The organism is Psychrobacter sp. 219-2-C, assembly GCF_049560815.1.
Taxonomy (GTDB): Bacteria; Pseudomonadota; Gammaproteobacteria; order Pseudomonadales; family Moraxellaceae; genus Psychrobacter; species Psychrobacter faecalis.
Genome location: NZ_CP186933.1, coordinates 556372 through 578527, shown reverse-complemented (window position 1 = coordinate 578527; position 22156 = coordinate 556372). Strand labels below are relative to the sequence as shown.

Sequence of the window (22156 nt, the reverse complement as noted above, 5' to 3'; positions counted from 1 at the left end):
GGCAAAAACTCAATACTGATGACCTTATGAATAAGAAGAAAGACATGACGCAAATACATTTTTTCAAAAAAAATAATTTATCATCACATTTTAAACAGCTGCCTTATGTAAGTGCTTGCGCCTTCTTTGGCATAATGAGCTTGACCACTGTAGCGCAGGCAGATATGGCAGGTGGCGAAGATGCTCGTACGCCAGCTGCTGCAGTCGATACCAGTGCGCCTATTGCCGCTCTGTCTAAGCTGAGCAGTCTTGAAAATGCGAAACCTTTAGAAGTCACGGTTCCAGACATACAGAGCTTTAAGACCAAAGCCGGTATTCCTGTGCTTTTCGTGCCGACCACTACCTTGCCCATTGTCGATATTGATTTGCGCTTTAATGCCGGTAGCGCGCGTGATGGCAGTATCAGTGAATCAGGCTTTGGTATCGCCAATATGACCGCGACGATGCTTGAACAAGGTTCCAAACGCTTAGATGAAAACGCGTTCACGCGGGCGGTCGAAACCTTGGGTATCAGCTTAGGTAGTAGCGCCTATAAAGACATGTTTATTGTCTCGTTGCGCAGCTTATCTGATGACAAGCATTTGCTGCCTGCGGTTGATTTAATGACGCAAATGCTTACTGAACCGAGCTTTGATGAGCAAATCTTAGCCCGTAATAAAGCACGCTTATTGGTCGGTTTACAACAGCAAAAGCAAGACCCTGGCAGTCTTGCCAGTATCGCCTTTAGTAAGGTATTGTATGGCGACCACCCTTATGCGCATCCATCGGTTGGCACGCTTGAAAGCGTTCCTAATATTGATAGACAACAGCTAATTGATTTTAAAAATCGCTATCTAGTCGCTGCCAATGCGTCGCTTGCCATGACGGGTAATTTGACTTTGGCACAAGCGAAAAATTTGGCGGAAGAAATAACGGCAGACTTGCCAGCGGGTCAAGCGGCGGCGGCCCTGCCCGAACCAAAGCCACTAACCCAGCCTCAACATATTCATATTCCGTTTCCTAGCACCCAAACTACGGTATTGATGGGACAACTGGGCGAAAAGCGTGCCACTGACCCGCAAGCGCAGCAAAAGCAAACCAACTTTGCCGTCGGTAATGAAGTGCTAGCAGGGGGCGATTTTAACGCGCGTCTGATGACCGAAGTCAGGCAAAACCTCGGCTATACTTATGGCATATCAGGTTCTATGAACCCGATGTTGGCGCGCGGTCCTTATCAAATTGGATTTTCAACCCGTAATGACAAAGCACGCGCAGCAATTGATGCTAGCTTAGCCGTGATTAATGAGACATTAGATAAAGGTATTACCAGCGATGAGATGAAATTGACCACGGATAATTTAAAAAACAGCTTTCCGATGGGATTTGCCAGTAATGCTGGAATCAACAGCTTAATTGGTATGATGAATTTTTATCAGCTACCTAACAGCTATCTGACCAATTATGTCAATCGCATCGAACAGGTTAAACTCTCAGAAGTCAACCAAACCCTGCGCGACACTCTAAAGCCTGATAACTTTTTGATTGTGACTGTTGGTGAGGTCAATCCATGGGATAAGAAGAAAGCTAAGAAAAAGTCGTAGAATCCATCGTTTATTTTTACAGACGCTTAAAAAATAGCTCAATAAAAAAGCTCAATCAGTAATCACTGGCTGAGCTTTTTAAATTGAAGAGTCTGCTTTTAATAGCGGCAAGCGGAGCTGCTACTGGCATGATTAAAGCCCCATTTGCGATAACCATCGGTATCAAGATGAATAGCACCGGTAGAATACAGTCCTAAACCAAAGTTATGCGACTGCCCTTGATATTGCCAAAACTCGCAGAGACTATCTTGCATGCGACTTAGCTGCCATAAGTTGCCTTCATATTCAGGCACCCAGATATCCATCGCGCCTGCGGTCATGTGCTTACTCGCACTCGCCCCGCCCGCGCAATTATTTAACCCCGGACTGCGATATACTGAACGTATCTCGGTACTGGCAGGTAAAATACCTTGGCGTTTTAGCTGACTATAAAGCTGCAAGGTCGGTACAATATTTGCCCATAACTCCTGCGGTGGTAGCTGATAAGGCTCATAACCACATTTATCCCAACTACGAGCGGTCGTCAACAGCTGAGATAAGGGCGGTACATTTCTTGCGCCGACGCGTGAGCTTAAATATTGTTGATAATTGGCCACTTGGCTTGCGCGGTAACTATTACTATTTAACCATACATTAAAATCCATACTGGTAAAATCGTTATAATTACTATTTCCAAAGTTATTATTACCGCTGCTATAACGTGGCGTCCCTCTATTGGTAATGACGCGTTTGTTTTCTTCTATCGATACTGCGCTATCGAAGTTAAACTCGCGCTGTTTTTGTTGAATCAGCCCTTGCATACTGTCGCCGCTAATACCATTTGACCGACGAGCGCCTTCACTCAAGATGGTTGCGCCGCCGCTATAGCTATTGCTTTGACTGCCATAACTGCTAGCGGGTGTGATATAAGCATTGCCACTATTATTGTTCGTACCACTGCCATGACGGATTTGGATGCGGCGCTCACTATTATCACTTATAATAGCGGCGTGCACAGAAATACTGCTGGCACAAATACCTAGGACGATAATAGGCTTATAAATGTGCCTATAAATAAATTTTTTTGTCTTTATCATTACCAGAAACTACCGCTAAAAACGTTTTATCGATACTATCAAATTTTAAGCAAGCAAGCTAAACTATCGCAGCGAATTGATGGTCACTGATTCGTTATTAACACTTATCCTTATAATGTTTATATTGTCGTTACTTTATTACGGATAAATTAGGGTTTTGCTACCAAATTCTTAATTAAGCTGCCCGATAAATATTTTGCCCTCGTTGATTGCTTACTTATCGTTTGTCAAAGCAGACTTTTCTTTCACGCCAATTATCAGTCACATATCACCTATGCCTTCTAACCTCCAGTACCGTTTTTCTCGTCAAAGCCATCACTTTGGTCGAGGTCGTGCGCCGACGCTTTGGCAACGTATCCATATTGATCCGTGGCTGACCTTATTGCTATTGACCGTTTGTTGCATTGGCTTGACGATTTTATATAGCGCAGCAAGCCAAGACACTGATATGGTCATCCGCCAAGTCATTAGTTATGGCGTGGCATTTACGGTGATGTTTACTATGGCGCAGATACCGCCTAGCCTTTATCGTACCTTTACGCCCATATTTTATGTATTGGGGCTGATATTGTTGGTGTTGGTCGATATCATTGGCGAGGTGCGTATGGGTGCGCAGCGCTGGATTAACTTACCTGGTTTTGGTAGCGTTCAACCTTCAGAGTTTATGAAGCTTGGTATGCCAATGATGTGTGCGTGGTTTTTATCCAAACGTGACTTACCGCCTTCATTATCAAGTATTGCCATCACCTTAGCGTTAATTGTCGTGCCGGTATTATTAATCGCCAAAGAGCCTGACCTTGGTACTTCCTTGCTGGTCGCAGCCAGTGGCATTTTTGTATTGTTTTTAGCGGGTCTATCATGGCGCTTGATTGCTAGTGCGGCAGCATTAGCCGTGCCATTGGTGGCATTTGCTTGGAACTTTTTATTACACGACTACCAACGTACGCGCGTTTTAACGCTATTCAATCCTGAAGCTGACGTCCAAGGTGCTGGATGGAATATCATTCAGTCCAAAACCGCCATTGGCGCGGGCGGTTTGACCGGTAAAGGCTATTTAGAAGGCACGCAGTCGCATCTACATTTTTTACCAGAAGGTCATACTGACTTTATTATTGCTGCCTTTTCCGAAGAGTTCGGGCTGCTTGGCGTGATATTGTTGATGTTTATATATGCTTGCCTGCTTATGCGTGCTTTATATATCGCATTTTCGCACCCTGATGTTTATAGTCGATTGCTGGCAGGTGCACTTGCGATGTCTTTTTTCGTATATATTTTTGTCAATGTCGGCATGGTTGGCGGCATCTTACCCGTTGTTGGGGTACCTTTACCTTTTATCAGTTATGGCGGTACTGCTATCGTGACGTTAATGGCAGGTTTTGGCCTACTAATGTCAATTCATACTCACAAATCCAGCTAAGCCATAGCAGGTATTATTTACAATCTATTCACCTGTAAAGTTCATCTTTAATAACCAATATTACATTCGATAATCTCGATAAACTTGGGTTTAAATGTCTATATAACTTCCTTATATAGACAGGGTTAAAATGGTACGTTAACAAATTTGCCTAGAAACTGAAGCAAAATGTGCTTGGCTAAGTAATCTAATGTAATAGCGAAATTGCTCAAATTAAATGAATATCTACTTTTTTAAGCCTTTCTTATTTGTCATTAATTCTCCATAAATTACTATTAAAACCTTAACTTTCTTGCTTTAGAAATAACCATAAGTTGTTGTTATTTATAGCTATTATTCTTCTTATGTTTTGGCAAAACCCAGATGAAGCCCTATTAGTGACCGATTAGTACTGTTAGGTTTTATTCCTTGTTTTTTACAAATAATTGCGTTACCCTCCTTTTATTGTAGTTTGATACACAACGCGTACATAGCTACTAAGAAAGATATCATTTAATTATATTGCAGTTGTAGCTCGTCCGTATAGTTAGCAAATTGTAGATTTTGGGCTTGCAAAGTCAGTACTTAATTAACGGTTTAATAACAAAGTAATACGCAACATACTTTAAACCCTTTATTAACTTAGCAATGCAAAAAAGTCCTTTATCGATTGGTGCAACCTTACTTTGGTTGTTTGATTACTATTGTTAACTATCATTTGAGCGTGTCATAAGTGGGTTTTGCGAGTCGTATATAACGAGAATTCCCGAGCCACTTATGATGATATAAATGAAAATTACCATATGTTAGAGCTTATAAAAGCCCATATTTACTATCATCGTGATAAAACAGATAGATGATAGAGCGGCTTTCGAGTTTGCGGCACTGTTAGAGTGGTCTAATATTGTCTCGCTCCCTCTAAGAGGTTTTAGAGTTAGGTTCTAATGTATACGCTATAGAGGTATTTATGAATAAGCGTTTATCTGGTTTACTTACAATGTCAGCCGTTTTATTTGCTGGCTCTGCAATCGCTACTAATGCAAATGCTGTAGAATCAAAAACCTCCCTTGCAACGATTTCGCAAGATAACGCCTCCCGTATTGACCGTGTGCTCGGTGAACTTAGTCGTCAACATGACGGCGCATCAAGCTTAGTTAAGTCTGCTCGTCAGCCCACTTCATTAGCGCTTAGCAGCCCATTGCTCGCCAGCGACACTGCCCAAGTATCCAATGATGAAGATGTTTTAGAGCGCTTAACGGCAGTCGCTTCTAATTCTGTAAGCAAATTTAAACAAACTGGTTTGGCTTCTTGGTACGGTCGTCAGTTTCATGGCCGCAAAACTGCCAGTGGCGAAACCTTTGACATGAATGGTTTAACCGCTGCTCACCGCTCGTTACCCTTGAACTGCTACGTTAAAGTTACCAATAAAACTAATGGCAAAAGCGTCGTCGTTAAAGTAAACGATCGTGGTCCATTCCATGGTAACCGTGTGTTGGATTTATCTTACGGTGCTGCCAAGCAACTTGGTATTACCAATAAAGGTGTGGGTAACGTCTCTATTGAGCGTGTTTCAGGCCCCTCTTCTTAAACCATTAACGTTTTAGACCATTCGCGGTTTAAACCTTTAACGGTTTTTTATCGAAAAAACTGCTTAACGTTAGTTGTAAAAAAAGCGCCTAACTCATTTAAAGTTAGGCGCTTTTTCGTTTTTAACGTTTGACGCTAAATAGTTAACATGGTATAGCTTTTAAAACTATAACTCAAATGCGCTTTCAATCGCATCATCGAGACGCTCAACCGCGATGACATTGATACCCTTAAACTGCGGCGCATCTTTGGCAGGCGCATTGGCTTTAGGAATAATTGCGTGTTTAAAGCCGTGTTTCATCGCCTCCTTTAGGCGCTCTTGTCCGTTAGGAACCGGTCGAATCTCCCCTGATAAGCCGACTTCACCAAAAACGGCAAGTGATGAGGGTAAAGGCTTTTCTTTGATACTAGAAGCACAAGCCAATAGTACGGCCAAATCAGACCCGGTTTCAATCACCTTAACGCCGCCAACGACGTTTACATACACATCTTGTCCGCTGGTATGGATACCGCCGTGACGATGCATGACCGCAAGCAGCATTGATAGGCGCTGAAAATCGAGCCCTAAAGCCATACGTCTTGGTGAACCTTGTGAGTCATCAACCAAGGCTTGCACTTCAACCAGCAGGGGTCTAGTACCTTCACGGCTTACCATCACCACAGAACCCGCTACGGGCTTATCATAACGGCTTAAGAATATCGCTGAGGGATTGGCGACTTCTTTGAGTCCCATATCGGTCATGCCAAAAATGCCCAGCTCATTAACTGCACCAAAACGGTTTTTTACCGCGCGAATCATACGAAAGCGTGAATCGGACTGACCTTCAAAATATAAAACCGTATCAACCATGTGTTCGAGGACACGTGGCCCTGCCAGCGTCCCTTCTTTGGTCACATGCCCGACTAAAAATAGTGCCGTGCCAGTTTGCTTCGCATAACGGGTCAAAATAGCTGCCGACTCACGAATTTGACTAACGCCGCCTGGAGCAGAATTAATGGCATCGGTATAAATAGTCTGAATCGAGTCAATAATAGCAATCGCCGGCTGCTCTTGGGTTAAAGCCGCACAAATGGTTTCAACATTGGTCTCCGCGAGCACACGTAATCTATCCGCTGGCAAATCTAAACGCTTGGCGCGCATCGCTACTTGGGCGAGCGACTCTTCACCCGTCACATACAGCGCGCTACCTGCCAATGAATCAGCCTTTGCCATATTGGTCGCAGTTTGCAGCAAAATCGTAGATTTACCGATTCCTGGGTCACCGCCGATCAAAACGACCGAACCGGCCACCAGTCCACCGCCCAACACTCGATCAAACTCACTAATGCCAGTGGGCAGGCGTGTATCTAGTGTCACGCTTACCGCATTGAGTGGCATGACCGCACTGTGCGTACCCGAATAATTGCCAGCAGGTGCACCCGCACTACGAGAAACCGCTCGGCTAGCATTCGCTTTTGCGCTACTCTTATTATGGTGCGGCATACTGACATTTGGTGCTTCTACCAAACTGTTCCATTCACCGCAGTCTGTACACTGCCCCGCCCATTTGCCAAAATGCGCCCCGCACTGTTGACAGACATAACTGCTTTTATTTTTTGCCATAACGTATGAACCTTATTGAACTGGTCAATAGAAAGTAATAAATCGCGAATAATAAATAGAATTCTAGAATGCTCTATACGAGCTTAAGTGTAAGACTAAGAGAAAAAATGAACGCGCCTTTTTTAATAACCAGGCATTAGATTATGAGAGGTAGATAGCAATTTATAGGGGGCATGGACGTTAAGAGAAAATAGACAAATATTCGTTACACCCTACAATGATAAGATATTTGGCTAATGATTCAAACAAGGCTTTATACAGGCTCACCTCTACTAAATAGCGAAGTGCTTATACGCGAAAGTCTTTACCAAGATAGACAGATTTTACCAAATCATTCTCTAACACTTCACATGACGTCCCTTCCGCAATGATGGCGCCTTCTGAAACGATATAGGCTTTTTCGCAAATGGCGAGGGTATCGCGCACGTTATGGTCGGTGATGAGTACACCAATACCGCGATTTTTTAGGGTTAAAATAACATCTTTAATATCACTAACAGAGATAGGGTCAACACCAGCAAACGGCTCATCTAATAGGATAAATTTTGGATTGGCCGCCAAAGCACGCGCAATCTCGCAGCGGCGGCGCTCACCGCCTGAGACACTCATACCCAATGATTTGCGTACATGTTCTAAATGGAACTCGCCGATCAACTTTTCAAGCTCTTGACGCTGCTCAGCGGCACTTAACTCTTTACGAGTTTGCAGAATGGCTAAGATATTATCTTCAATGGATAATTTACGAAAAATAGAAGCTTCTTGCGGCAAATAGCCAATACCAGCACGCGCGCGCTCATGCATGGCATATTTTGATAAATCCATTTTTCCTAAGGTAACGCGGCCCTTATCCATATTGACCAGTCCGACCACCATATAAAAGCTAGTAGTTTTGCCCGCGCCATTTGGTCCTAATAATCCAACAACTTGCCCTTGCTCAACAGAAAATGATACATCCTTTACCACCCAGCGTTTGCCGTAGCGTTTGCCCAAATTTTGCATTGTTAAACGGGCGACAGGCTCGGAGCTATTGGTTGCCGCTACAGAACCATTATTAAGCTCGTTACTATGAATTTCATTAGTCTTAACAACATTGTTTTTAATATCGCTCATCACTTACCTGTCAATTACTGTTAAAGTTGCAAAGTTTTTAGTATTACTATCGCTTACTTTTATATTAAAAATACTGTGCTTAGCGTATGCTGCTTCGGTTGCTGCCGCTATTGGGCGGGAAGACCAATTCTACGCGCTGACTGCCACCAGCAGTTGCTTCTACATCGCCAGCTTTTAAGCTATAACGAATGACATTACCGGCAAAACTGGCGCCATTTTGTACCAATTTTGCATTACCCGTGAGCGTCACGATACCCGTGACCGCATTATAATCAATCTTATTGGCCTGCCCTTTTGCCAAGCCCTTTTCTTGCGTCACTACCTGCTGCATAGTGGCTGGACGGCCGGTGGCGACTGCCGAGTTGATACTACGGCCTTGCGAGAGGTTGACCGTAATATCATCGGCGGTCATTTTGAACGTACCCTGCGTAATCACGACAGTGCCTGAATAGCTGGTGATACCTGTACGTTCACTATAAGTAGCCTTATCCGCCAACAGCTTAATAGGCTGATTGGCATCTGATGGCAAGGCATGGCTGTATAACGGCAATGCTAACAACATTAGCATCGGTAGCGTTCGTAAACCGTGTGTTACTTGGATAGAGCGTGTCGATAGCAAGCGTAAAGTAGGCAAAAAAGTAGATTTCATAAAAGTTACTCGTATCATTATGGGTAGTGGCGTTTGCAAACTTCCTGCTAGGTGCTGCTGTTAAAACAAAGCTTTATCTTGGCGTTTCGCGGGCGTAAATGCAACCGCGACTTGACCAAATTCATAGTCCCCAGTTTCAAGGTTGGCTTTCATGCTTGACGCCTCGAAGCGGTTCATCCCTTGTTCGACTTTTACTGGCGCATCACTATAGACTTGACCTGTTTTGGTATTGCCTTTTAAGGTAGTGCCCATGACTTTAATCGGCTCAATATCAGACTCGCCCGCTTTGCCTTCGCTAACTAAAGTAAAACCACCTGATAAGCTCATCTCACCTGTCTGTTGACTGATGGCAGCGCTGCCCGCTTCAACGCGGTAACGCTGCTCGTCTGATGGCTCCCAATTCATGGTGATGCCTTTCATCTCATCTTTATTGGTCACAGGATTATGGGTCAAGGATTCTGCACTTAGTTCGTACTCGGTCTCACCTTTTTCATTGGTCTGTACCGCCTTAATGTCAGTGGCTTCATAATCCACATCCGTCGGTTCCATACTAACGGGCGGCGTGATCTCCCCTTGCTGTTTGAAGAACCAGCCAGCAATTACAGCAATAATTAATGCTAGAACGATTAAAACACGAGTATTCACGATAAGTTATCCTCAGGTTTCGCTGCATCAAGCGTATAGTGCGCAATAAAATCTTGATAGTGACCATGACCTTTTAAAATAAGATCACATATTTCCCGTACTGCGCCGGTACCACCTGTGCGGGTGGTCACCATATCACTGCGCTTTATCACCTCTTGATGGGCATTTGGGACAGTGGCCGCAAAACCTACCGTTTGCATCGCTTTAATATCTGGTAAGTCATCGCCCATATAAGCACAATCAGCAGCGGTGATATTAAGCTCAGCATCAAGCGTCGCTAATAGCTCATTCAACGCAATCAGCTTATCATCACGACCTTGGACGATATAATTGACACCCATTTCAGCAGCACGCTTGTCCACCATAGGACTGCTACGACCAGTAATAATAGCGGTCAAAATACCATAGCGCGCCAACGATTTGACACCGACACCGTCCTGTACCGAAAAGGCTTTGGTTTCAGTACCGTTGGCATCATAAATAATTTGACCGTTTGACAAGATACCATCAACATCCATGACCAATAACTTTACTTGTCCGGCTTTTTTTATTAAGTCTTGCATCAATTTTCTCTTATTAATGATTTTATTATGAGACGTATTCTTATTAAACACTCTTTTATTAAGGCTTTTTTAATATGTTACTTCTTAATTGCGCCAATTATTAATACATTGTTTATTAAAATAGGGCTACTTAACACCGGCTTGTAATAAGTCATGTACCGTAATAATGGCCTCCAAACGCTGTTCCTCATCGATGATCAGCAGCTGGCTAATACCATTTTCATTCATCACACTTAAAGCATCGGACGCGCGCATATCCTTACTGACGCGGCGTGGATTACTGACCATCAGCTCACGCATCGTGGTTTGCAAATCAATGCCTTTTTCTAAGCCGCGGCGCAAATCACCATCGGTAAATACGCCGACGACTTTTTGTTCGTCATCAGTTACCACTGTCATACCTAGACGCCCAGAAGACATGGTCAATAAAGCGTCTTGTAGCGGTGCTTGTTGATTAATAAGCGGTAAATTTTCTGAATTGGTATGCATTAAATCTTCGACCCGCGTCAGCAGCTGGCGTCCTAAGGCGCCTGCAGGATGCGATAATGCAAAGTCTTCTGAAGTAAAATTACGCGCATGCACCAAGGCCACAGCCAATGCATCGCCCAATGCTAAGGTCGCTGTGGTACTAGAAGTCGGGGCAAGGTTGAGCGGGCAAGCTTCTTGTGATTTACCAAGCGTCAAAATGATATCCGCCGCTCGTGGTAGCATACCGCGTTTGTCTCGGCTAATACTAATCAGGGGAATATTTAGACGCTTAACCACGGGCAGTAGCATTCTAATTTCATCTGACTCGCCCGAGTTTGAGATAGCCAGTAGGACATCGCCCTGTACCAACATCCCCAGATCACCATGCCCCGCTTCCCCAGGATGCATAAAAAACGCTGGCGTGCCCGTAGAAGCAAAAGTCGCGGCTATCTTACGACCAATCAGACCCGATTTGCCCATCCCGGTCACCACCACACGTCCTTTGCAGGCTAGGATAATATCGCAGGCTTGAGCAAATCTATCATCGATTTGTTCCGTTAACAATTCTAGTGCCGCCATCTCCGTATGAATTGCTTCGATAGCAGTGCTAATAAATTGTTGATGGGTCAGGTTGCGGTGCGGATTACTCATACGTTAGCTCTATATTTTCGGTGAATCAATGAAACATTTTACTATACTATGGCTGATATTAATAATATAGGGCAAGACGTCGCTTTCATCATTGCCTACTTACTAAGCAGTGTAAATAGTCGCTTGCGCAGCCATGATTATACGTCTATTTATACAAAAAAAACCCACTATAATTAATAGTAGGTCTTAATCAGCTATATAACATTTTAATAACATACTTTCAATCAAATAGACATCAGATAGCGTTATTTATTGATTGCTATCGTCTATATCATCGTTTGATTTGTTTTCAAACATAGCATTGTCTGAAGAATTGTCGAAGCCACGATCTTGACCAAAGCCGCCGCGCTCAAAGCCGCGCTCTTGACTTTGTCCAAAGCTGCCTCGCTCAAAACCACGATCTTGGCCTTGACCAAAACCGCCACGATTAAAACCACTACGATTGGCAAAGCCGCGCTCTTCAAAACCGCCACCACCAGCAAGGTTACTACCACGCTCAAACCCACTACTCATACCACCTTGGTAACCAGTAGGTGCACCCGTTGAGGTTTGCGCACCCGTACCAGTCGTCGTGCTGCTTCTAGGATTACGGGCGGGCACGACTGTTGAAATGGCATGCTTATAAACCATTTGACTCACTGTATTTTTTAACAGCACCACGTATTGATCAAATGATTCAATTTGACCTTGCAGCTTAATACCATTAACTAAAAAAATAGAAACCGGAATACGATCTTTGCGCAACGAGTTCAAAAACGGATCTTGTAAAGTTTGTCCTTTTGACATGACATCTCTCCTAAATATTATATAATTATTTTTAGTGCCAATTATTATAAGTATTGCTTTAATTATAATGGCTAAGGGCAGATACAATAATAAGTTTTATTTATAAAACGTATCTAAATAAGCACTAATTCTTGTTAAATAATTTCACTTTACCGTGAATACGTTATTATTGTAAATAATTAAGTAACCGCTTATTTTTTAAGACTTCCTACCAACAAAAGTTAATTAACGACCGTTAAAAAAGCAATGATACCGATATAATTCACACTATTTTACTATGATTTAAATTATAGCAGTTATCCAACCTTTATTTTGAAACTAATTGTCATTATTTTTTACGGGGCTAATTAACGCGCTTTATATAATTTGGTTTTAGTATAAATACTCTCTTACTTGGGTCATGGTAGCAAACGTTTTTATTTTGATATCACCGCGCATAAGCTTGTCATCTTTTTCATTTAGCTTTATTGCAATATTTGACGCATTATCAGGCAAATTGGGCAACTGAGTAAGTTTGCGCAGCCAAGTATATTGACGCTTCGCCAGCTGTCTAGTCGCATATAATGCCTTATTTTGCATTTGCTGACAAGCAAGTGCCTCGGTTTGAGCGCTGAGCGTCAATGGCTGATCGAGCGCTTGAGTAGTGGTGTCTTGTGGTCGTTTACTTGCACTCGCCGCTTCTACTTCTGAAAAGGCGTCATAAAATTGCGCTTTATCCAAGTGCGGCTGTTTAAATATTGGATGCTTAATATGGACTAGGTATTCTAATACTTGCCGATAACCGACGCAGCGCATAGAGGGTAAGTTTGGTGTCAAAGGGTACTGCTCAAGCAATCTAATCACTTCCGCCACTAGCCCGTCATGCCACATTATATCCAAACGTTGCTCGATACGCTGATGTAGCCATGAACGTTCTGGCATCACCGCCAGCGCATGCCATTGCTGATTGGGATTATGCGCCAAGGCATGTTTGGGCTTTTGCTGCCAGTCACTGATAGGTATATTGGTTTGCAGATAAACTTCAACCGCGCGCGTGATACGCTGAGTATCGGTCGCATTAAGACGCTCGTGGCTTATCGGATCTATTTTTCCTAGATAATCATATAGTGCACCAAGACCTTCGTCTTGCCGCCACTGCTCCACACGCGCGCGCACGTCATCATCACTGTCAGGCACGGACGATAACCCATCAATAAGCGCCATGTAATACATCATAGTACCGCCAACGAGCAAAGGTATTTTACCTTTCTTATGACAGCTATCAATTAAATGAGCAACATCATTAACGAATTCAGCGACACTATAGCTTTGCATCGGGTCAATGATATCAACCAAATAATGCGGATAACGTGCCAACTCTGCAGCGGTTGGTTTGGCTGTACCGATATTCATATCACGATATATCAATGCTGAATCGACCGAAATCAGCTCATAACGCCCAGTATCGTATAGCTCATACGCTAGAGCTGTCTTGCCACTCGCCGTCGGTGCCATCAAGCACACCACGCTATTATCTGCCAAATTGGGATTGAGGCGATAAGATGAGCTAGCAGACGAGATTTGCATAGGATTACCTTTATTTTTTATAGGACTACTAAAACGTGTCCTCACTCTATTCAATGGACATCTAAATGGCTGTAGATAATAGCATCAACGCGATTAAACGCTGGTTATTTATAGACTTAAAAGCATGTTTAGCAAGTAAGTCTTCGATATCTGCGTTAAATGCCCATAAATCTTCTGTAGACATTTTTGTGGCTAAGTCAGTAAGCTGCTGATTGACAGCATTCGCATCATTAAATGAAACCTGCTCTCTAAATATATCCGACTCAAACAATAAGCTTAATTGCGCCTGCCATATTTCAGCGCCAATCAGAAAAAATTGGCTGCAACTATAAAACAGCAACCATGGTAGCGTTTTCTCACTGACACTTTTAATTGCATCTAAATCATGACCGGTATTTAAAATAACCTCCAAACAATATGGTAAAGGAGCATTTTTTACCGATAGATTTTGTGACGTATTGGCCGTACTTATTAATGTGCTGCCTGGATTTATATTTTCAGTAAAAGTTGCCTGTTCTGATTGAGCATTATCGGTATTTTCTGACAACTGATATGGCTGTTTGGGCGCTTGTACTTGCTGACTTTTCGCTGAATAAATGGTTGATGACGTCTGTTGCCTTACAGTAGCAAAGGCGTTATTGATAGATAGATGATTATCTAATACCTGACTACTTTCATCAGCGGAATTGATGGTCTGATTGATGTTCTGTTTGGTAGCAAACGTTTTAAGCTTTGCTTGAATCGCATGACTAAGATGCGCCATGATGTTATTTAGCGGGCTGATTTTGATACGCTGTTTGGACGGATGGACATTGATATTGAGCCAATCAGTTGGCAGATCAAAATACAGCGCGTAGCCAATACCTGCTAACTGCGCACTTTGGGCAAGTTGACGCAGCTGATTGCTAATCAACGCTTCTTTTACCAACCGTCCATTCACATAAATTAATTTTGGAAAAGTACTTTGAGAGTCATTGCTAAGCCATAACCAACCGTTGATGTTCGCTTGACCAGCAAAGTTATTATTCACATAGTCTTTAGGCAATTGCATCAAACTGGTAAGGTCGATGGATATTTCTAAGGCGTTGTCCGTTAATGGTAACCCAGTCGCTTGTTCAAGACGTGATAAAGGCAGACGATGAGCGTTATTGTTGCTGCTATTGGTATTATCGTTATCATTTGCAGACATTGCTCTTGAAGACAGCGATAACCGCTTTTTATTGTCATGAAACAAGGCTAGCGTCACATCTGCACGCACCAAAGCCACTTCGCGGACAGTGGTTTCGATATGACCGAACTCGGTCGCAATAGATTTTAAGTTGCCGCGGCGTGCGGGCACATTAAAGTATAAATCCTTGACGGTAATGGTCGTGCCGCGTTGATGCACGACTGGCAGCAATTTTGGCACCTCGTCCAATACACCGGCAACTTGCAACTGGCGACCAATCCCACTGTCGTCATGACTACTGGTTAAAGTCAAACGAGAAACTGCCGCAGTCGCTGCTAACGCTTCACCGCGAAATCCCAGTGTGGTAATACCATGCAAATTAGCCACATCGGCCACTTTACTGGTTGCATGGCGAGTAATGGCCATGACCATATCATCAGGATGAATACCCGTGCCGTTATCCAGCACTTCAATCATACCCATGCCGCCTTGGGTAATACGTATCTCAATATTGCTCGCGCCAGCGTCTATCGCGTTTTCAAGCAGCTCTTTGACCACAGCGGCAGGACGCGTCACCACCTCGCCCGCTGCCAATTGATTGATAAGCAGCGGCGATAGTTTTTTGATGCGGCTATTGGAGGGATTATCTGGCATTAGTGAGCGTCATACTTTTATAAAACCTCAGAGGCTGTGATGCGGTTTAACCTAAAGGTTAAGAGAAGACAAATCTAAGCCTTGCGCTTGACCCGCCTTCGATAGTCTCAGCTCAACCTGACGCGCTTCTTTATCATTATCATCGCGATCGGCTTGCGTCATATCAATAAACAAACTCGGCGGTGGTAAATAGCTGTCCGCACGACTCGCCCATTCGATAATAACCAGCGCATTCGGCTCATCTAGATATTCATCAAAGCCAATAAAAGACAGCTCTTCTGGGTCTTGCAGACGGTATAAATCTGCATGATAAACAGGTTTAATTGAACCATCTTTTTGCTCAATACTATAAGGCTCGACCAAGGTATAAGTTGGGCTTTTGACCGCACCTGTATGACCGAGCGCCTGCAACCAATAACGCGTCAAGGTGGTTTTACCAGCGCCTAAATTACCCGACAGCCACACGCTACCCGATAAGGGCAACGCTGCCAATTGCACCGCCAAGCGCTGAGTATCTGCTTCAGAATGCAGCGTCAAGGTTTTCACATGTTGGTCTTGTTTTATATTATTAGGCATCAAGCTTACCTTCCCTTACTTGCGTCTGTACTTGCATAGTCACGGCTGGATTGATAAAGCTTTCACCGCGAATCAGCTTGGCATATAGCTCGGGGTCATGCCATTCTGCCTTTACTTGCTCGCTGAACTCAAAGTCTTCTAGATGAAGCTCTCCCATTTGCGCGTTTGCCACATCTTCTGCAAAGCACTGTGCGTAACCGGTTGCGGTTTCGTGGGCAATCACCGAGTAGACGCTGACATCAGATTCACCGTTTTGCATTTGGGTTTGTTTGAGAATTTCTTGTGCCCAAAAGAAGATAACGCGTGAGAACTGCTCTGCTGACGGCGATACTGGCAAACTGATCCAGCGCGCGCTGAATTTTTTACAGGCGGTGATATATTCAGGGTCGTCTTTATTCCAAAAGCAAATCGCATGATCAAAGCTATCAATAATGTCTTTAATAGACGATTTTAATAGACCAAAATCATACACCATTTGCCCATGGTCTAATCGCTTAGCTTCAAGAATCAGCTCAATCTGATAGCTATGACCATGAATAGAATTTTTGCAGCGCTCAGAGCTACAATTACGCACGATATGCGCATTTTCAAATTTGAACAGTTTACGAATACGCATAATAATTGACCAAAACAGTAAGCTTTACCGTGTTAAACATGAATATTATAAGGGTTTACCGCGACGACACATCGGCGTGCGGCTCATTATAGCAAATCGTAATGACTGCGTAAGTAGTCACTTACTAATAGCAATATTGGCAAAACCCATTCACTAATGACGTGGTGCAAACATAATAATTGCCATGCCTAAGAGCGCGACAATAGAACCCAATATGTCCCACGTGGTTGGTCTGATGCCGTTCACCGTCCACAGCCAAATAATAGCCATCGAAATATAAACACCGCCGTAAGCAGCATAAACGCGACCAGCGGCGGTGGGATGTAAGGACAGCAGCCAAACAAAAGCGACCAAACTGAGCGCACCTGGAACCAGCAGCCAAATCGACTTACCTTCTCGCAACCATAAATAAGGCAAATAACAACCGATAATTTCAGCCAGTGCGGTCAGCGCAAACAGTCCAACGGTTTTTAATTCAGTCAAACCAACCACTCCTAAACCGTGATAAATCCTGTCATATACTGCACAGCATTACCAGAAATTAGCACCCTATCGCCTGCAACGACGCAGTTTAAAATACCGCCTCGTTTTGATGCTTGATAAGCTATTAATTCATCTTTACCCAAACGCTCTGCCCACAGTGGTGCAAGCCCCGTATGAACCGAACCCGTCACTGGGTCTTCATCGCCACCATTGGCAGGCCAAAAATAACGTGAAATAAAATCGTAATCCTTATAGTCAGCGGAGGTGGCCTGACAGGTGACCACCACATTTAACGGCGCGAGTTGTTTTAATTGCTCGTTATCACGCGTTACGTTTAAGACATCGGCTTCAGCATTATAAAGCACAAAATAGGCTTGAGTGTTTTTATAAACTTCGACTGGTGCAACAGACAATCCTGCCAACAAGCTATCGGGAATATCTTTAACCTTTTCCGGCTTAGTATTAGGAAAGTCCATTTGTATTTTGCCATCGTCTGTTTGCACGATGGTCAATATACCAACGGCTTTGGCGTAAAATTTAATGGTTTCTACATCAGGATTTTTGTTAAATAACACAAAGGCTGACGCCAAGGTTGCATGCCCGCAAAATGCAATCTCAGTCAAAGGAGAAAACCAGCGAATATGATAAATGCCGTCATCATCACGTACAATAAAAGCTGTCTCCGACAAATTATTTTCAAAAGCAATAGACTGCATTAACTTATCGGCAAGGCAATTATCTGTGATAATAACGGCTGCTGAATTGCCTTTAAAAACGGTATCCGTAAAAGCGTCGACGACATTGATTTCTAGTTGCATATTAAGCTCTTCTTTTTTATTAACATTAATTTTGGCTATTTTTTATCCCGCTGTTTATACCCAACGTCTGACTTTTGCCTTATAAACCTGATAAGCCTTGCCAAATTTCTGTGCCAACATCCGCTCTTCTGGTTGGATTTGAAAACGGGTCATATGAAGTATAAATAGAGGCAACAACACGAAGGCAAGAAAGTGCGACAGATACAATGCCCAGCTAAATAATATAAGCACCAAGCCTACATACATCGGATTTCGGCTATATTGATACACACCACTAGTCACTAAGCTTGAAACTTTTTCAAGCGCTTGCGGATTGGGTGTGGTCTGCGCTTTTTTAAATTGAGTAACACCTAAAATGGCGCTACCCAGTCCTATAGCGCCCAAACCCATTGCCAATGCCGCAGAACCTTTCAAAGAAAATTTCAAAGCAGGTGTGACTTTAGAGACGCCAGCCATGGCCGCTGCGGTGACGATAACTTGCGCGACTGGCGGTACTTTTAGCTCTAGAGAATTCATCTTAACTCCTTATAATTGCAATTTTATAAATAAGACCTTATATAGAATTAAATAATAAATGAGCGCTTAATTACTTATTATAGTATTCAGTGTTTATTTAGCTTTTCGCCTTTTATTCTTCATTAGTTAAACACTTTACACCGCTGTTGTCCCTACTCTACAAGTTTTAAGTGATGATTGATATTAGAATGAGCGGCTTTATTATCCATAGAAGGTTATAATTGCCATTTGTTTCATTTTTACCCTTTACTCTAGTGAAGGTGTTGTTTCTAAGATGTAGTTGAACTTAAATGAGGAAGTTAGCGTCATGATGCGTATTGGATTGTTCTTATTAACCAACTTAGCGGTGATTGTGGTTTTTAGCATCGTGTTTGGTATTTTATCCAGATTTTTTGGGATTGGCGGCGTCCATGGCGCAGGCGGGCTAAATTATACTAGCCTTGCTATTATGTGCGGTATATATGGCATGGTCGGCTCGATGGTCTCGCTATTTATCTCAAAATGGATGGCAAAAAAATCAACGGGCACAGTAGTCATCGAAACGCCAAGAAATGCTACGGAAAAATGGCTGGTTGATACTGTCGCTAAACACGCACAGGCGGTAAATATTGGCATGCCGGAAGTGGGAATTTTTAATAATTCGCAGCCAAACGCGTTTGCAACCGGTTGGAACAAAAACCAAGCATTGGTCGCGGTCTCCTCAGGGCTACTACAAAGCATGACACCCGATGAAATAGAAGCCGTGCTCGCGCATGAGATCGGTCATGTGGCCAATGGCGATATGGTCACCCTTGCGTTCATTCAAGGGGTGGTGAACGCCTTTGTCATGTTCTTTGCGCGTATTATTGGTAGCTTCGTCGACCGTACTGTCTTTAAAAATGAAGGGGATGGCCCAGGTATCGGTTATTTCATCACCAGTATCGTGATGGATATTTTGCTGGGGTTTTTGGCGTCTGCCATCGTCATGTGGTTCTCGCGCCTACGTGAATTCCGTGCTGATGAGATGGGGGCAAAGCTTGCCAGCCGTGAAAAAATGATTAGCGCACTGGATGCCTTGCGTCCTTCTGAGCAGCGTCCAGACCAGATGCCTGAGAGCATGAAAGCGTTTGCAATCTCGTCTGGGCAGTCTACGGGCTTTAGTGTCGCTAACCTTTTCCGCTCACATCCAACGCTTGATGAACGTATTGCGGCGTTGAGAAAGTATAATCCTAGCAAGGCTTAAGCCGCAGCCCTAACATACATGACAGATGATAGCGGATGGCTAGAACAGCAACGCTATTATCTGCATCGTTTGACCGTTATAAACAATCAACCTTTACCTGTGATTCGTACTGCCGCGGTGGCTGTGTTCACCTCTGTCTCTGGCGGACTGGTAATAAAAGTCAGATACGCTTCGTATTGTTCAAGCACATCGTCAATCACTTGCTGTTTGGTCAAGCCCATCAAATCATAACCACCAGAGCCGGTTTGCGTCGTTACTTCTAAACGATAATATACGTCGCTAACTGGTGACATCTTGCCACTAAAGGTCGGTGACGGCGTCTCGACCATAGACACTTGATAATAAAAGTCGTTTTGGGCGTCAGTAGATACCTTTAATAATGGCCCACCAACATCAATATCGCCCGCTATATGAGGAATATTATCACGATCAATCTTATAACCTTGGCGCTCAAACTCATTGGCGACATCGTTTAGCGCCGGACGGACGACACGCTCAAGAAATTGCTCCGTTTCTCGTTTGCTCGGATAAGCCAGCATTTGTCCCAAGCGCTGCTTCCAAGAACGCTCCGGTATATGCCCGCCACTTGGCGTAACAGAAGGACGACGCAGCACCGTACCTTCGCGCTCAGCCCGTTCTATTTTTAGCGCTTTAGAAAAAGAGAACATCACCAGATAAACAATAATAGTCACAGGAAGAGCAAAGATAAGCGTGGCATATTCCATGGTAATGACGCCGCCTGCAATCAACATAGAGATGGTCAATACTGCCGTCAACACCGCCCAAAAAATGCGTAGCCACTTTGGGCCATCTTCGCTTGGGTCAGGGATAGAGGTTGAAAAGTTCGACATCACCATCGCCCCTGAGTTAGCACTGGTGATATAAAACAGCAATCCTGAAAGCGTAGCTAACGCTATCAAAATAGTCGCTCCCGGAAACAGCTCAAGTAGCGCGTACCAACCGCGCTCTGGGCTTTGAACCGCAAGCTCGGCAAAGGCGGTATTGCCTTGTAATACCTCATAAAGGGCGGAGTTACCAAAGAAAGAAACGATGATAAAGTCACATAATACCGGCACTGTAATCGCGGCAATGACAAACTCACGTAATGTGCGTCCACGCGAAATACGCGCTAAAAACACCCCAACAAACGGTCCCCATGCGAGCCAAAACGCCCAAAAGAATAGCGTCCAACTGCCCATCCAATCGCTACTACCGGGAACATAGGCAAAGGTTTTAAACATCCGAGCAGGGAGTGTGACAAAGAACTGACCCAAATTTTCGACTAAGGCATTTAACAAAAACGCCGTCTCGCCAGCGATTAGGATAAACGCCATCATTGCCACCGCGCTCCATAGATTGAGCTCGGAGATCCAGCGGATACCGCGATCAACCCCTGAAGTAGTGGCCAAAATGGTCAAAACAACCGCGCCAACCACGAGGGCAATCTGTAACGTTAAGCCTTCTTCAAAACCAAATAACTTTGAGAAACCAACGTTTAAGAGTACCACGCCGATACCCATCGTCGTCGCCACGCCGAACACTGTGCCGACCAAGGCAAGAATACTAATACCATGACCGATAGGACCTTTTACCCGCTTACCGAGCAGCGGATAAAGCGCCGCCCGAATGGATAAAGGCATGCCCCAACGGTAGGCAAAATAACCCATTGCCATACCAAGCAGTGCATAAATAGACCAGCCGGCAATGCCGTAATGGAACATTGTCCAAACCACAGCGTCCTGCATAGCAGCTGCATTCGCCCCTTCGCCAGACGGCGGGGTCAAATACTGTACGACGGGGCCAGTGACTGAGAAAAACAGCATGTCAATGCCTACCCCAGCGGCAAATAACATCGCTGCCCACGTTCCCAGTTTATACTGTGGCCGCGAATCATCAGGCCCAAGGCGTATGCTACCTGCTTTAGACAGTGCTACCCACAGCACAAAACCGATGACCATCACCATGGTAATCACGTAATACCAGCCAAGATTGGTCGCAATCCAATCAACGACTGTTTTCATCGTCGTGCTGGCATTGATAGGCATCAAAATTGCCCATAACGAAAACGCCACAATCACAACTGATGAGACAATCAATACGCTCCAATTAATATGAGCCACACTGTTTTCTGACAGCTCCTGTGCTCCTTTTTTCAGATCGCTACGGGAGATTGGCACATCTTCATCAAACGGTTTTGATTGGCGTTCTGTACCGCCAAACTGCCTGCGCTCAAACGGCAGGCGCGAGCTTTCGCTAGGCTCATTTACCAATGGGTTATTTGACTCGTCAGCCTCCCTTAAGCCATCGTCATTCGGTTTGTCGCTCATTTATATTCCTTATTTTTATATGACTGTCCGTATTAGGTTCACTATATTCTACCCCTAGTTTAATGTCATTATGCTGAATGTGTTTATCCAATGATG

19 protein-coding genes and 1 pseudogene are annotated in these 22156 nt (G+C 44.0%); 4 read left to right on the top strand and 16 right to left on the bottom strand.

Going from position 1 to position 22156, the window contains the following annotated elements:
• The first annotated feature begins 134 nt into the window (after positions 1-134).
• On the top strand, positions 135-1580 hold the full coding sequence (locus ACPEGP_RS02345) for a M16 family metallopeptidase (protein WP_423813811.1): 1446 nt from the start codon (positions 135-137) through the stop codon (positions 1578-1580).
• Between the two features lie 98 nt (positions 1581-1678).
• Here the strand turns inward: ACPEGP_RS02345 and ACPEGP_RS02340 are convergent, their stop codons facing one another.
• A complete protein-coding gene (locus ACPEGP_RS02340) occupies positions 1679-2656 on the bottom strand; it encodes a D-Ala-D-Ala carboxypeptidase family metallohydrolase (RefSeq protein ID WP_200662148.1) in 978 nt (325 codons plus the stop codon).
• A 274-nt stretch (positions 2657-2930) separates the two neighbouring features.
• Here ACPEGP_RS02340 and rodA point away from each other — a divergent pair, with 274 nt between their 5' ends.
• Positions 2931-4073, top strand: coding sequence for a rod shape-determining protein RodA (gene rodA / locus ACPEGP_RS02335; RefSeq protein ID WP_191689991.1), 1143 nt, complete (start codon positions 2931-2933; stop codon positions 4071-4073).
• A gap of 1219 nt (positions 4074-5292) precedes the next feature.
• Positions 5293-5640 (top strand): annotated as a pseudogene (locus tag ACPEGP_RS02330) (septal ring lytic transglycosylase RlpA family protein); the annotation flags it as partial.
• A 165-nt stretch (positions 5641-5805) separates the two neighbouring features.
• On the opposite strand, the gene radA reads toward ACPEGP_RS02330, so the two are convergent.
• The 14 genes from radA to ACPEGP_RS02260 form a co-directional block, all read right to left on the bottom strand.
• The gene (radA, locus tag ACPEGP_RS02325) at positions 5806-7242 is read right to left on the bottom strand and encodes a DNA repair protein RadA (protein ID WP_068404223.1); all 1437 of its coding nucleotides are present in this window, start codon (positions 7240-7242) and stop codon (positions 5806-5808) included.
• Positions 7243-7530: 288 nt separating this feature from the next.
• Complete coding sequence (lptB, locus tag ACPEGP_RS02320; protein ID WP_190295467.1) at positions 7531-8241, bottom strand: LPS export ABC transporter ATP-binding protein; 711 nt, start codon at positions 8239-8241, stop codon at positions 7531-7533.
• A gap of 190 nt (positions 8242-8431) precedes the next feature.
• The gene (lptA, locus tag ACPEGP_RS02315) at positions 8432-8920 is read right to left on the bottom strand and encodes a lipopolysaccharide transport periplasmic protein LptA (protein ID WP_180952567.1); all 489 of its coding nucleotides are present in this window, start codon (positions 8918-8920) and stop codon (positions 8432-8434) included.
• Between the two features lie 141 nt (positions 8921-9061).
• Positions 9062-9646 (bottom strand): LPS export ABC transporter periplasmic protein LptC, encoded by a 585-nt coding sequence (gene lptC / locus ACPEGP_RS02310; RefSeq protein ID WP_068404219.1) that lies wholly within the window; start codon positions 9644-9646, stop codon positions 9062-9064.
• Positions 9643-10209 (bottom strand): KdsC family phosphatase, encoded by a 567-nt coding sequence (locus ACPEGP_RS02305; protein ID WP_144296267.1) that lies wholly within the window; start codon positions 10207-10209, stop codon positions 9643-9645. Before ACPEGP_RS02305 ends, lptC begins: the two co-directional genes overlap by 4 nt.
• A gap of 126 nt (positions 10210-10335) precedes the next feature.
• Positions 10336-11328 (bottom strand): KpsF/GutQ family sugar-phosphate isomerase, encoded by a 993-nt coding sequence (locus tag ACPEGP_RS02300; protein ID WP_423813810.1) that lies wholly within the window; start codon positions 11326-11328, stop codon positions 10336-10338.
• 249 nt (positions 11329-11577) lie between these two features.
• A complete protein-coding gene (gene hfq / locus ACPEGP_RS02295; protein ID WP_191689997.1) occupies positions 11578-12114 on the bottom strand; it encodes an RNA chaperone Hfq in 537 nt (178 codons plus the stop codon).
• A gap of 372 nt (positions 12115-12486) precedes the next feature.
• Entirely contained in the window at positions 12487-13680 is a 1194-nt protein-coding gene (gene miaA, locus ACPEGP_RS02290; protein WP_423813809.1) for a tRNA (adenosine(37)-N6)-dimethylallyltransferase MiaA, read from the bottom strand.
• 61 nt (positions 13681-13741) lie between these two features.
• Entirely contained in the window at positions 13742-15502 is a 1761-nt protein-coding gene (mutL, locus tag ACPEGP_RS02285) for a DNA mismatch repair endonuclease MutL (protein ID WP_423813808.1), read from the bottom strand.
• Between the two features lie 51 nt (positions 15503-15553).
• A complete protein-coding gene (gene tsaE, locus ACPEGP_RS02280) occupies positions 15554-16078 on the bottom strand; it encodes a tRNA (adenosine(37)-N6)-threonylcarbamoyltransferase complex ATPase subunit type 1 TsaE (RefSeq protein ID WP_423813807.1) in 525 nt (174 codons plus the stop codon).
• Positions 16071-16694 (bottom strand): 6-pyruvoyl trahydropterin synthase family protein, encoded by a 624-nt coding sequence (locus tag ACPEGP_RS02275; RefSeq protein ID WP_423813806.1) that lies wholly within the window; start codon positions 16692-16694, stop codon positions 16071-16073. The genes tsaE and ACPEGP_RS02275 overlap by 8 nt, the downstream gene beginning before the upstream one ends.
• A gap of 153 nt (positions 16695-16847) precedes the next feature.
• The gene (locus ACPEGP_RS02270; protein ID WP_102077361.1) at positions 16848-17177 is read right to left on the bottom strand and encodes a YnfA family protein; all 330 of its coding nucleotides are present in this window, start codon (positions 17175-17177) and stop codon (positions 16848-16850) included.
• Positions 17178-17188: 11 nt separating this feature from the next.
• Positions 17189-17995 (bottom strand): PhzF family phenazine biosynthesis protein, encoded by an 807-nt coding sequence (locus ACPEGP_RS02265; protein ID WP_423813805.1) that lies wholly within the window; start codon positions 17993-17995, stop codon positions 17189-17191.
• 54 nt (positions 17996-18049) lie between these two features.
• Complete coding sequence (locus ACPEGP_RS02260) at positions 18050-18511, bottom strand: methyltransferase family protein (RefSeq protein WP_423813803.1); 462 nt, start codon at positions 18509-18511, stop codon at positions 18050-18052.
• Positions 18512-18818: 307 nt separating this feature from the next.
• Here ACPEGP_RS02260 and htpX point away from each other — a divergent pair, with 307 nt between their 5' ends.
• Entirely contained in the window at positions 18819-19733 is a 915-nt protein-coding gene (htpX, locus tag ACPEGP_RS02255; protein WP_423813802.1) for a protease HtpX, read from the top strand.
• 86 nt (positions 19734-19819) lie between these two features.
• On the opposite strand, the gene betT is transcribed toward htpX, so the two are convergent.
• The gene (gene betT / locus ACPEGP_RS02250) at positions 19820-22060 is read right to left on the bottom strand and encodes a choline BCCT transporter BetT (RefSeq protein ID WP_423813801.1); all 2241 of its coding nucleotides are present in this window, start codon (positions 22058-22060) and stop codon (positions 19820-19822) included.
• Positions 22061-22156: the final 96 nt, after the last annotated feature.

Bases quoted from the DNA above. Each gene is read 5' to 3' on its own strand.
- ACPEGP_RS02300 (WP_423813810.1), bottom strand. From the start codon at position 11,328: ATGAGTAATCCGCACCGCAACCTGACCCATCAACAATTTATTAGCACT.
- hfq (WP_191689997.1), bottom strand. From the start codon at position 12,114: ATGTCAAAAGGACAAACTTTACAAGATCCGTTTTTGAACTCGTTGCGC.
- lptB (WP_190295467.1), bottom strand. From the start codon at position 8,241: ATGCAAAATTTGGGCAAACGCTACGGCAAACGCTGGGTGGTAAAGGAT.
- ACPEGP_RS02260 (WP_423813803.1), bottom strand. From the start codon at position 18,511: ATGAATTCTCTAGAGCTAAAAGTACCGCCAGTCGCGCAAGTTATCGTC.
- ACPEGP_RS02265 (WP_423813805.1), bottom strand. From the start codon at position 17,995: ATGCAACTAGAAATCAATGTCGTCGACGCTTTTACGGATACCGTTTTT.
- miaA (WP_423813809.1), bottom strand. From the start codon at position 13,680: ATGCAAATCTCGTCTGCTAGCTCATCTTATCGCCTCAATCCCAATTTG.
- radA (WP_068404223.1), bottom strand. From the start codon at position 7,242: ATGGCAAAAAATAAAAGCAGTTATGTCTGTCAACAGTGCGGGGCGCAT.
- ACPEGP_RS02275 (WP_423813806.1), bottom strand. From the start codon at position 16,694: ATGCGTATTCGTAAACTGTTCAAATTTGAAAATGCGCATATCGTGCGT.
- tsaE (WP_423813807.1), bottom strand. From the start codon at position 16,078: ATGCCTAATAATATAAAACAAGACCAACATGTGAAAACCTTGACGCTG.
- ACPEGP_RS02340 (WP_200662148.1), bottom strand. From the start codon at position 2,656: ATGATAAAGACAAAAAAATTTATTTATAGGCACATTTATAAGCCTATT.
- ACPEGP_RS02345 (WP_423813811.1), top strand. From the start codon at position 135: ATGAGCTTGACCACTGTAGCGCAGGCAGATATGGCAGGTGGCGAAGAT.
- ACPEGP_RS02305 (WP_144296267.1), bottom strand. From the start codon at position 10,209: ATGCAAGACTTAATAAAAAAAGCCGGACAAGTAAAGTTATTGGTCATG.
- rodA (WP_191689991.1), top strand. From the start codon at position 2,931: ATGCCTTCTAACCTCCAGTACCGTTTTTCTCGTCAAAGCCATCACTTT.
- htpX (WP_423813802.1), top strand. From the start codon at position 18,819: ATGATGCGTATTGGATTGTTCTTATTAACCAACTTAGCGGTGATTGTG.
- lptA (WP_180952567.1), bottom strand. From the start codon at position 8,920: ATGCTAATGTTGTTAGCATTGCCGTTATACAGCCATGCCTTGCCATCA.
- mutL (WP_423813808.1), bottom strand. From the start codon at position 15,502: ATGCCAGATAATCCCTCCAATAGCCGCATCAAAAAACTATCGCCGCTG.
- betT (WP_423813801.1), bottom strand. From the start codon at position 22,060: ATGAGCGACAAACCGAATGACGATGGCTTAAGGGAGGCTGACGAGTCA.